The sequence below is a fragment of the Phenylobacterium sp. genome (genome assembly GCF_016793285.1).
In the GTDB taxonomy this organism is placed as follows: Bacteria; Pseudomonadota; Alphaproteobacteria; order Caulobacterales; family Caulobacteraceae; genus Phenylobacterium.
On the sequence record NZ_JAEUMO010000103.1, the window covers coordinates 1 to 11140 of the forward strand.

Genomic DNA, 11140 nt, shown 5'->3' on the forward strand with positions numbered 1-11140 from the left:
GCCAACGCGTCGATGTACGACGGCTCCACCGCCTGCGCCGAGGCGGTGATGATGGCCCAGCGCGTCACCCGCCGCGAGAAGGCGATCTTGAGCGGCGGGGTCCACCCACACTATGCCGCGGTCACCCAGACCATCGCCCACGCCGAGGGCATGGAGATCCAGCGCCTGGCCGCCGCCATCGACGCCGAGGCCGCCGTCATCGACGCCATCGACGACCAGACCGCCTGCGTCGTCGTCCAGACCCCCAACGTCTTCGGCGTCGTCACCGACGTCACGAGGATCGCCGAAGCCGCCCACGCCAAGGGCGCGCTCCTGATCGTGGTCACCACCGAGGCCGTCTCGTTCGGCCTCCTGAAATCGCCCGGCGAGATGGGCGCCGACATCGCCGTCGCCGAGGGCCAGTCGATCGGCAACGCCCTCAACTACGGCGGCCCCTACGTCGGCCTCTTCGCCTGCAGGGAGAAGCTGGTCCGCCAGATGCCCGGCCGCCTCTGCGGCGAGACCGTGGATGCGGAGGGCCGCCGCGGCTATGTGCTGACGCTCTCGACCCGCGAGCAGCACATCCGCCGCGAGAAGGCGACGTCCAACATCTGCACCAACTCGGGCCTCTGCGCGCTGGCCTTCACCATCCACATGACGCTGCTGGGCGGCACGGGGCTCGGCCAGCTCGCGCGGATCAACCACGGCAAGGCGCGCGAACTCGCAGATGCCGTGAAGGCCGCCGGCCTCGAGGTGCTGACGCCGCGCTTCTTCAACGAGATCGCCGTCCGCACCAAGGGCCCGGCCGCCGCCGCGGTCGACGCGGCCCTGGCCCACGGCGTCGTCGCCGGCGTCCCCTACGCGCGCCTCGATCCGCACGCGGGCCTGGACGACGTGCTCCTGCTCGCCGCCACAGAGACCACCACCTCCGAAGACATCGCGGCGCTCGCCGCCGCCCTGAAGGCCGCCTGATCATGACCATGAACAACGTCGGCCGCCCCACCCGCCCCGAAGGCGACGCCCAAGCCTCTGGCTTTACCTCCCTCACCGGCGGCAAGGGCCTCGTCCAGGACGAGCCGCTGATCTTCGAACTCGGCGGCTGGACCAAGACCGGCGTCGACCTGCCGGAAGCCTCGCAGGACGCCTCGGACCTCGCCGGACTGACCCGCGCCGAGCTGCCGCTGCCCGGCCTCTCCGAGCCCGAGGCCATGCGCCACTTCGTGCGCCTCAGCCAGAAGAACCACGCCATCGACCTGGCGCTCTACCCGCTGGGCTCATGCACGATGAAGCACAACCCGCGTCTCAACGAGAAGGCCGCCCGCCTCCCCGGCTTCGCCGACCTGCACCCGCTGGCGCCGGTCGCCACCACCCAGGGCGCGCTGGCTCTGATGGACCGCCTCGCCCACTGGCTGAAGACGCTGACCGGCATGCCCGCCGTCGCGCTGTCGCCCAAGGCCGGCGCCCACGGCGAACTCTGCGGCCTGCTCTGCATCAAGGCCGCCCACGAAGCCGCCGGCCAGGCCCACCGCCGCACGGTGCTGGTGCCGACCAGCGCCCACGGCACCAACCCCGCCACCGCCGCCTTCGTCGGCTATAATGTGACAGAAATCGCCCAGACCCCGGACGGCCGCGTCGACCTCGCCGACCTCGAAGCCAAGCTCGGCCCCGGCGTCGCAGCAATTATGGTAACGAATCCCAACACTTGCGGTCTGTTTGAGCGCGACATCCTGGAGATCAGCCGCCTGACCCACGCGGCCGGCGCCTACTTCTACTGCGACGGCGCCAACTTCAACGCCATCGTCGGCCGCGTGCGGCCGGGCGACCTGGGCGTCGACGCCATGCACATCAACCTGCACAAGACCTTCTCCACGCCGCACGGCGGCGGCGGGCCGGGCGCGGGCCCTGTGGTGCTCTCCGAAGCGCTCGCCCCCTTCGCGCCGGCCCCGTGGGTGGTCAGCGGCGCGGACGGCCTGAGGCTCGTCGAGGAGCCCACCGCCGAGGCCGCGAGCGCCTTCGGCCGCATGTGCGCCTTCCACGGCCAGATGGGCATGTTCGTCCGCGCCTACGCCTACATGCGCAGCCATGGCAGCGACGGCCTGCGCCAGGTGGCCGAGGACGCCGTCCTCAACGCCAACTACATCAAGGCCAGCCTCGCAGACGTCATGACCCCGGCGTTCCCGGACGGCCCGTGCATGCACGAGGCCCTGTTCGACGACCGCTGGCTGGACGGGACCGGCGTCACCACCCTCGACTTCGCCAAGGCGATGATCGACGAGGGCTTTCACCCGATGACCATGTACTTCCCGCTGGTCGTCCACGGCGCGATGCTGATCGAGCCCACCGAAACCGAGTCCAAACGCGAACTCGACCGCTTCTGCGAGGCGCTCCGCGCGCTCGCCAACGCGGCCCGTGGCAACGACAAGGATCGGTTCAAGGCCGCACCGCACCTCGCCCCGATGCGCCGCCTGGACGAGACGCTGGCGGCGCGCAAGCCGACGCTGGCGTGGAAGCCGCAGGCGCACGCCGCGGAGTAGATCGCGGCGCAACTGCGCAGGTTCTGCGGCAAGACTGTGTCAACCCTGCATAGGGGGTGTGGCTCCGGCGCCATCCCCGCCGGAATAGGCGCCGGTGGAGAAAATTTAACGGCGACCTGTCTTTACGAGTCTCCGACGCAGACGCATATGGGATCGGTGACGGCGGAACCTCCCCGCTTCGCCGCACGCTCCCCAGGACTACCAAGTGACTTTCGCCATGCCCTCTCTGCGCGTGTACCGCGCCACGGACGACTTCGCGCGCGAAGTTGCCGGCCGCATCAAGCGGGGCGGCCTGGTTCTGCTTGGCCTGGTGGTCATCGCCTTCGGCATCCTGATCGCCCCGCTGCCGGGGCCCGGCGGGATCCCGGTGATCGTGGTCGGCGTGATGATCGTGCTGCGCAACAGCTTCAAGGCGCGGCGCCAGTTCGTGCGGCTGCACCGGGCCTACCCGAAGACGCTCTACCCGATCCGTCGCCTGCTGCGCCGCGAGCCCGAGGTGGTGGCGCTGTTCTACCACCAGACGCTCCGCGTGGAGCGGCTGCTGCTGCCTCAGCGCGTCCGCTTCATCAAGCCGCTCCGCCGCCGCTTCCGGCGCCGCTGAGCCCTACCTGAACTGATGGCCCGGCTTGTCCGGGCCACCCATTGGGCTGTGAGCCTGCCGTCCTCGCACGGCGATGCCGGCGACGTTCCGCCATGCCACCGGGCTCACAGTCCAAAGCGTCCCCCGGACAAGCGGAGGATGACGAGAGCTTTGAGGTTTCAGCGTGGGTGGCGCCCACGAACCCCACAACGCACGAGGAACAGTCCGGAATACGCCGACCGGCTTCTCCCCAGATGCGGAAGCGGCCGCGAACTGCTCATGCGATTGTGGGGTTCGTGGACTGGCGACGGTCCCGGACGTTCCCCAACGCCGGGTCCGGCCACGGGCCGCGCCTTCAGGGGTGCTGAATTCGCGCGCAGCCCGATCTCGTCAGACTATTGCAGCTTCCCCGCCAGTTGGCCGATGGCCTTGTCGATCAGCGGGTCGCTCTTGGAGGCGGCCAGACGCTTCACCAGCACCTCTTCCGCCATCACCGCGGCGAGTTCCGCGGCGGCCGCGCGCACCTCGGCGGCGGCCTGGGCTTCGGCCTGGGCGATCTTGCGCTCGGCCATCTGGCCGCGGCGCTCGAGTTGTTCGGCGACCTTCGCCTGGGCCTCGGCCTGCAGGCGCGTGGCTTCTTCCTTCGCGTTGGCCAGCATTTCGGCGGCCAGCTTGTCGGACGCTTCCTTCTGGGCCTTCACCTGGGCCAGCAGCGCCTGGGCCTCGCCGCGCAGGGACTCGGCCTCGTCGAGCTGCGCCTGCACCTTGGCGCCGGCGTCGCCGAGCGCCTTCCACGCCAGGCGGTGGACCCCGGCCGCCACCAGCACGCCGAGGAACACGATGAAGGCGATGGCGACCCAGAAGTGGGAGTCGAGAAACAGTTCCATCGCTTATCCCTTCGCCGAGGCGAGTTCGGCGGCCGTGGGCGCCTTGCCGGTCAGCTTGGCGACGATCGCCTGGGCGGTGTCGGACGCGATGCCCGACACGTTGGCCATGGCGCTCTCACGCGCCTTGGCGATACGCGCCTCGGCTTCGGCGCCGGCGGCCGCCAGCTTGCTCTCTTCGTCCGCCAGACGCGCGGCGATCTCGGCCTGGGCCTTGGCCCGGGCTTCGGCGGCCACCTTCTGCGCGGCGGCGCGCGCCTGGGCGGCTTCGGCCTGGGCGGCGGCGGCCTCAGCGTCGGCCTCCTCCTTCATCCGGCGGGCGTCGGCGATGTCGCCGGAGATCTTGCCCTCGCGGGCCTCGATCGTGCCGCCCACCTTCGGCGCCGCGAAGAAGCGCACGAAGAGCATCAGCCCGAAGAAGACGATCAGGAACCAGGCGATCTGGCCCGGCCACTGGGCGAAGTCGAACTGCGGCAGCCCGCCTTCGGCGTGCTCGGCCGCAGGCGCAGAGCCTTCATGGGCGCCGGCAGCCCCGGCCTCGTGGCCGGGCGCCGCGGGCGCCGCGTGGTCTTGAGTCTGCATCGCCATGGGGCGCTTCTCGCGTCCTCTGGCCGATTAGCCGAACAGGATGATCAGCGACACGACGAAGCTGAACAGGCCCATCGTTTCCGTCAGCGCCATGCCCAGGAACAGCATCGTCTGCTGGCTGGCGGCGGCCGAGGGGTTGCGGATCGCGGCTTGCAGGTAGTTGCCGAACAGGCTGCCCAGGCCGATACCGGCCCCGATCATGCCCGAGGTGGCAAGGCCAGCGCCGATCAGCTTCGCGGCTTCAGCTTCCATTTTGAATAGTCCTCTTGAGGAATAGTGGGTTGGGTTAGTGGCCGTGACCGAAGTTCACGACCTCGTTGAGGTACACCGTGGCCAGCGCCGTGAAGACGAAGGCCTGGAGCAGCGCGACGATCAGCTCGAGGCCGGTCAGGCCCACGATCATCGCGAAAGAGAGCGCGCTCGGCACGAAGAGCAGCGACGACAGCCCGCCCGACAGCGCCGCCAGGCCCAGGGCCACGACGAACGAGCCGAACAGGCTCAGCACCACGTGGCCGCCCAGCATGTTGCCGAACAGACGCATCGCCAGGGTCACCGGGCGGACGAAGTACGAGATCATCTCGATCACGACCATCGCCGCACCGCCCGCGACGCCCATCCCGGGCACCCAGAACAGCGTCAGGAACTTCGGGCCGTGCTTGATGAAACCCAGGATGAAGATCGAGAAGAAGGTCAGCACCGCGAGCGTCGCGGTGATGGCCAGTTGCGACGTGACCGTGAAGGTCCAGGTCTGGCCCGCCAGGCTGCCCACCGACAGGATCACGCCCATCAGGTTCAGCACGAAGATCACGCAGAACAGTGTGAAGAGGTAGGGGATGTACGGCCGCCCGTGGTGGCCGATGATCGGCGTCACCAGCACGCGGTCGACGATGTTGTAGATGCCCTCCGCCGCCGCCTGGCCGCGGTTGGGGACCACCTGGCCCCGCGCCGTCAGCACGAAGAACAGGATCATCGCGGCGGCGCCTACGAACATGGCGCCCACCGAGTTGGTGATCGACATGTCGAACGTCACACCACCGACCTGGAACACCGGACCGTCCCAGATCTTGTGGATCAGGAACTGGTGCATCGGATCGATCTTCGGCGCTTCCGCCATCTACGTCCTCAAGTCCTCATCCGGCCTAGGCCGCGTCGTTCTTCTTCTGCGCCCGCGCGGCGGTGCGGACCGCCACGAAGATCGAAAGCCCCGCGCCCAGGAACAGTCCGAGGACCAGACCCAGGGGCTCAGGTGTGATGAAGCGGTCCGCGAGCCAGCCCAAGGCGGCTCCCATGAACACCCCACCGACCACTTCGCCGAGGAAGCGGTAACCCTGCGCCATGGCCCGGTGCGAGTCGCCGCTCGTCTCCCGGGCCTGCGCCGCCTCGGCCGCGGCGATCCGTCGGTCGAGGCTTTCCGCCTCGGCGTTCGGCTCGTCCGGAAGGGGCATTCGTGGGATGGCCTTGCGACCGCCACGTCGCCGCCACGGCGGGGGCTTCAGGTCGCGCGGAACCTATAGAGACGTGTGCAGTGCGTCAAGGCTCGTTACGGGCGACATAACTATTTGATTTTATATATTATTTCAAGTGGCGCGACAGTCCGCCCGACGCCCTCTGGCCCTACTGGGCCGCCATGGCCTCGGCTTGCCTAAGGTCAACCGAGACCAGTTGCGAGACGCCCCGCTCGGCCATGGTCACGCCGAACAGGCGGTCGGTGCGCGCCATGGTCACGGGGTTGTGCGTGATCACGATGAACCGCGTCTCGGTGCGGCGGCACATCTCGTCGACCATGTTGCAGAAGCGGTCGACGTTGGCGTCGTCCAGCGGCGCATCCACCTCGTCCAGCACACAGATGGGCGCCGGCTGGGCCAGGAAGACGGCGAAGATCAGCGCCGAGGCCGTCAGGGCCTGCTCGCCGCCGCTCATCAGGCTCATGGTCGACAGCCGCTTGCCCGGCGGGCAGGCGAAGATCTCCAGGCCCGCTTCGAGCGGGTCGTCGGACTCGACCAGCCGCAGCTCGGCCTGGCCGCCCTGGAACAGGGTCTCGAACAGCGTCTTGAAGTGTTCGTTGATCACCCCGAACGCGGCGGTCAGCCGCTCGCGGCCTTCGTGGTTTAGTTCGTCGATGCCCTGGCGCAACCGCGCGATCGCGCCGGTCAGGTCCGCCCGCTCGACGTTCATCGTCTCCAGCCGCGCGCCGAGTTCGCCGGCCTCTTCCTCCGCGCGCAGGTTCACCGGCCCGATCGATTCGCGCTGGCGCTCGAGGTTGAAGAGGTGGGCCTCCATGCCATCGGCGTCGGACGGGATCGCCACCGCCTCGTCGGCCAGCTTCCGCGCCAACTCCTCCGGCTCCATCCGCGCGCCTTCGCGGATGTTGGCGGCCACCTCCTGGAGGCGCTGGGTCGCGGCCTCCGAGTGCGCCGACAGGCTTGCGCGCGCCTCGCGGGCTTCCGACGCCGCCGCGTCGCTCGCGCGCAGGCTCCGCTCGGCCTCGGCCCGCTCATGCTCGGCCGCGGCCAGGGCGTCCGACGTCTTGGCGCGGCGCGCCTCGGCGACGGCCAGTTCGTCCAGCAGCGACGTCTTGCGCGATTCCAGCGTGGACGGCGCATCCTTCGCCGCCGCCAGGGCCGCGTGCGCCTTCAGCCGCGCCTCGTCCAGCGCGGCCACCCGCCGGGCGGCGGCCGCCGAGCGGCGGGTCCAGTCCTCATGCTCGCGCGTCAGGGTTTCGAGCCGCCCGGCGCGGCCGTTGCGCTCGCGGATCTCCATCTCGTAGGCGCCCCGCGCCTCGGCGGCCGCCTCGCGCGCAGGTCCCGCCGCGGCCCGCGCCGCCGCCAGCCGCTCGGCGAGATCGCCCGCGCCGGCCTCGCCGTCCGCCTCGGCCGTCACCGCCGCCAGCGCCTGCTCGTGTTCGGCGAGTTCGGCCTCGAAGCGGCCGATCAGGTCGTCGAGCGACGCGGCGCGTTGCGCCTTCAGCGCCGCCTCGCGATCGTAGCGCTCCATGGCGGATCGCGCCTGCGACGCCCGCTGCTCCAGCGCCGGCGGCTCGCGCCGCGCGGCCCGGAGCGCCTCGTCGGCGGCCCGCACGCGGTTCATCGCGGCCGCAGCCTGCTCGCGCGCGGCCTTCGCCCTGGGCTCCAGCTTCTCGATCTCGGCCTCGACCTCGGCCAGCCGGGTCTTCTGCTCCAGCCGCACCGCCGCCGGCTTCGGCGCCTCGGCCCGCGCCGTAAAGCCGTCCCAGCGCCAGAGGTCGCCCTCGACCGACACCAGCCGCCCCCCCGGCGGCAGCAGCTTCTGCAGCCGGTCGCCATCGGCCCGCGCCACCACGGCGACGTAGGCCAGCCGCGCCATCAGCACGGCCGGGACCTTCACCAGCGGGCCGAGCGGCGTCGCCCCTTCGGGCCACTTCGGCGCCGGCGCCTCGCGCCCGCCCCAGTAGGCCGGGGCCGCCGGGTCCAGCGCCGCGTCGAGGTCGTCTCCGAACGCCGCCGCCAGCGCCTTCTCGTAGCCGCGGTCGGGGGCCACCGAGTCCAGCGCCGGGGCGAACCCGCCGCGCCGCGCCTGGGCGACCAGCGCCGCCAGCGCGCGCGCCTCCGCGGTGAGCCGGCCCAGTTGTTCTTCCTGCCTGCGCGCCGCCTCGCGGGCGATCACCTCGGCCTCGTTGGCGCCGGTCCGTTCGTCCTCGGCCGCGTCGAGGGCCGCCCGCGCCGCCGCCAGCGCCGCTTCCGCGGTCTCGAGGTCGGCCTTGGCCTGCGCCGCCGCCGGGTTCAGCGCCGGGCCGATCGCCGCGCGCTCCTGCCTGGCCTGATCCAGCGCGCGCCGCGTGCGCGCCACCCGCGTCTGCGCCTCTTCGACCCGCGCCTGCGCCGCGCGCCGCTGGGCCTCGAACGCCGCCAGTTCGGCCGCCAGGCGCTCGACCTCGCCGTCCGCCGCCGCCCGCGCAGCCTCGGCCGCCTTGGCCGCCGCCGCCAGTTCGGGCCCGCGCTCGGGCGCCGCGGCGATCTGCGCCTGCAGGGCCGTCAGCTCGTCGCTGAGCCGCTTCAGCGCGACCTCGGCGTCTTCGGTGATGTGCGCCTCGCGGGCACGGTCCGCGTCGATGCGCTCGACGTCGCCCGTCAGCCGGGCGCGTTCGGCGGCGTGCGCCTCCTCCTCGCGCTCGAGGCGGTCCTTGTCGATGGCGAGCTTGTGGAGCACGGCGGCGGCGATCGTCTCGGCTTCGCGCAGGGGCTTCAGCGCCGCCTCCGCGTCCGCCGCGCGCGTCGTGGCCGCCGCCGCCGCCCGCGCCGTCTCCTCGACCGCCCGCGCCGCGCGTTGCGCCTCGCCCAGCAGCCGCTCGGCCGCCGCCTTCGCCTCGGCCCACTTGGCGTAGAGCACCGCGCCCTGCAGCGCCCGGATCTCGGCCGACAGCTTCTTGTAGCGTTCGGCCGCCCGCGCCTCGCGCTTCAGCCGCCCGTGGCTGGCCTCCAGCTCGCGCGCCACGTCCTCCAGCCGCGTCAGGTTGGTGTCGGCCGCCCGCAGGCGCAGCTCCGCCTCGTGCCGGCGCGAATGCAGCCCCGAGACGCCTGCCGCCTCTTCCAGGATCAGCCGGCGGTTCTGCGGCTTGGCGGCGATCAGCTCCGAAATCTGCCCCTGGCGCACCAGGGCCGGCGAACTCGCGCCCGTCGAGGCGTCGGCGAACAGGAGCTGCACGTCGCGCGCCCGCACCTCGCGGCCGTTGATCTTGTAGGTCGACCCAGCGCCCTTATCGATCCGGCGCACGATCTCCAGCACCGGATGATCGTTGAACGCCGCCGGCGCTGTGCGGTCCGCATTGTCGATGGTCAGCGAGACTTCGGCGTGGTTGCGGCCGGGCCGCTTGTCGGCGCCGGCGAAGATCACGTCGTCCATGCCGCCGGCGCGCATCGCCTTGGCGGAATTGGCGCCCATGACCCAGCGCAGCGCCTCCAGCAGATTGGACTTCCCGCAGCCGTTCGGCCCAACGATCCCCGTGAGTCCCGGCTCGATCCGAAACTCGGTCGGATCGACGAAGGACTTGAAGCCCGCGAGCCTGAGCCGCTGGAAATGCACCGTGCTTAGCGCCTCCCGCCAGTCTTGGCGGCCGCCTTGGCGATCGCCGCGTCCAGGTCGGCCAGCGTCGGGACCTCCTGATTGTTCATCATCACGCCGTTGACGAAGAACGTGGGCGTGCCCGTCACCTTGTCGGTCCCGGTGGCGTACTCCAGGCGCCTCTCGAGAGCCCCGTTGCCCTTCTCGTCCACCAGGCAGGCCTCGAACTGGGTCTCGGTCATGCCGTTGGCCTTCGCGATCTCGGCGAAGAGCGGCTTGATGGCGCCCTGCTGCCAGCGCGACTGGCTCTTGAACACCTGGTCGACGATCCGGAAGTAGGTCGCCGCGTCGCCCTTGCAGCGCGCCATGAGGAAGCCCGCCGCCGCCACCTGGGCCGGCGCGGTCAGCAGCTCCCGGATCGTGAAGTAGACCCGGCCAGTGTCGATGTACTTGGCCTTGAACGCCGGGAAGACGTCCGCGTGGAAGTGCGCGCAGTGCGGGCAGGTGAGCGACAGGTACTCCACCACATGGACCGGCGCCCGCGGGTCGCCGAGGTTCATGTCCCCCGGCGCGGCCGGCCAGCGCGAGACCGCGACCTTCGCCGCCGGCGTGGAGACAGCCGGCGCAGCCGCGACCGTCGCGCCGGCGGCGGCGCTCAGGATCGCGGTGCGGCGGGTGAACCCGGCCACGCTACTTCGAGGCCTCCGCCACGGCGGCGTCCAGCTCTTCCAGGGTCATCTCGCCTTCCTTCACCTTCTTGCCGTTCATGAAGAAGGTGGGCGTCGAAGAGATCCCGCGGTCCTTCTGGGCCTTCTCGACCCGCTCGCCGAGCGCCTTGTTGGCCGCCTCGTCCGACACGCACTTGTTGAACTGCTCTTCGTTCATGCCCGCCGACTGGGCGACCTTCAGCAGCGTGCCGCGCGCGTCGCCGCTGGCGTACATCTCCTCCTGGCTGCGGAAGAGGGCGTCGATGACGGCGAAGTACTTGTCCTTGCCGGCGCAGCGCGCGGTCAGGAAGCCGGCGACCGCCACCGCCTCGGGCGGGGTCAGGAACTCGTGGAAGGTGTAATGCACCTTGCCGGTGTCGATGTACTTCGCCTTGAACTTCGGGAAGACGTCGTTGTTGAACCGGCCGCAGTGGCTGCAGGTGGTGGAGGCGTACTCCTCCATCTTCACCTTCGCGTTCGGGTCGCCCATCGACATGGCGTCGCCCGTGGCGGCGGCGCCGCCGCCCTGGTTGCATCCGGCGAGCGCAAGCGCCGCCCCCGCGGCGGCCGCGACCATGAGGAAACGGCGGGTGAGGTTCGACATCATGACCTTTTCAGCGCCTCTGAACGAAGGATTAAAGCGCGATTCCCGCGCGCCCCAAGGCGCCCCGTTTCGAGCGCGCCCCCGAGCGCGCCCTCAGGGGCAAGCTGCCGATGGAACCGCGGCGCTTTTAAGTCAACTCGCCAGGGCGCGCCGCTGCGGCGAATTGGCCGGCCGCGCGAGCCTTCCCGCCTCGGTGGCGCGCCAGCGCCGTTCATTCCCCGCCAAGG

11 protein-coding genes are annotated in these 11140 nt (G+C 71.0%); 3 read left to right on the plus strand and 8 right to left on the minus strand.

The genetic code is table 11. The annotated features are described in order from the left end of the window. The 3 genes from gcvPA to JNL41_RS10490 all read left to right on the plus strand — a co-directional run. On the plus strand, window positions 1-951 hold a 951-nt coding region (gcvPA, locus tag JNL41_RS10480), incomplete at its 5' end, for an aminomethyl-transferring glycine dehydrogenase subunit GcvPA (RefSeq protein ID WP_293474676.1). Window positions 952-953: 2 nt separating this feature from the next. Next, window positions 954-2513: an aminomethyl-transferring glycine dehydrogenase subunit GcvPB gene (gene gcvPB, locus JNL41_RS10485; protein ID WP_293474678.1), complete on the plus strand. Its 1560-nt coding sequence runs from the start codon at window positions 954-956 to the stop codon at window positions 2511-2513. A gap of 217 nt (window positions 2514-2730) precedes the next feature. Next, a complete protein-coding gene (locus JNL41_RS10490; RefSeq protein ID WP_293474679.1) occupies window positions 2731-3114 on the plus strand; it encodes a hypothetical protein in 384 nt (127 codons plus the stop codon). 374 nt (window positions 3115-3488) lie between these two features. On the opposite strand, the gene JNL41_RS10495 is transcribed toward JNL41_RS10490, so the two are convergent. From JNL41_RS10495 to JNL41_RS10530, 8 genes are all read right to left on the minus strand, one after another. Next, the gene (locus JNL41_RS10495; RefSeq protein WP_293474681.1) at window positions 3489-3980 is read right to left on the minus strand and encodes an ATP F0F1 synthase subunit B; all 492 of its coding nucleotides are present in this window, start codon (window positions 3978-3980) and stop codon (window positions 3489-3491) included. A 3-nt stretch (window positions 3981-3983) separates the two neighbouring features. Then, window positions 3984-4565, minus strand: coding sequence for a hypothetical protein (locus tag JNL41_RS10500; protein WP_293474683.1), 582 nt, complete (start codon window positions 4563-4565; stop codon window positions 3984-3986). 27 nt (window positions 4566-4592) lie between these two features. After that, on the minus strand, window positions 4593-4817 hold the full coding sequence (locus JNL41_RS10505) for a F0F1 ATP synthase subunit C (RefSeq protein WP_293349240.1): 225 nt from the start codon (window positions 4815-4817) through the stop codon (window positions 4593-4595). Window positions 4818-4851: 34 nt separating this feature from the next. Continuing rightward, window positions 4852-5679, minus strand: coding sequence for a F0F1 ATP synthase subunit A (locus tag JNL41_RS10510; RefSeq protein ID WP_293474684.1), 828 nt, complete (start codon window positions 5677-5679; stop codon window positions 4852-4854). A 25-nt stretch (window positions 5680-5704) separates the two neighbouring features. Next, window positions 5705-6010 carry an AtpZ/AtpI family protein gene (locus JNL41_RS10515; RefSeq protein WP_293474685.1) on the minus strand — a complete coding sequence of 102 codons (306 nt, stop codon included), beginning with the start codon at window positions 6008-6010 and terminating at the stop codon, window positions 5705-5707. Window positions 6011-6179: 169 nt separating this feature from the next. Beyond that, window positions 6180-9623 (minus strand): chromosome segregation protein SMC, encoded by a 3444-nt coding sequence (smc, locus tag JNL41_RS10520; protein ID WP_293474687.1) that lies wholly within the window; start codon window positions 9621-9623, stop codon window positions 6180-6182. Between the two features lie 5 nt (window positions 9624-9628). Further along, window positions 9629-10291: a thioredoxin domain-containing protein gene (locus tag JNL41_RS10525; RefSeq protein WP_293474689.1), complete on the minus strand. Its 663-nt coding sequence runs from the start codon at window positions 10289-10291 to the stop codon at window positions 9629-9631. Window position 10292: 1 nt separating this feature from the next. Continuing rightward, window positions 10293-10913, minus strand: coding sequence for a DsbA family protein (locus JNL41_RS10530; RefSeq protein ID WP_293474691.1), 621 nt, complete (start codon window positions 10911-10913; stop codon window positions 10293-10295). Window positions 10914-11140 lie beyond the last annotated feature (227 nt).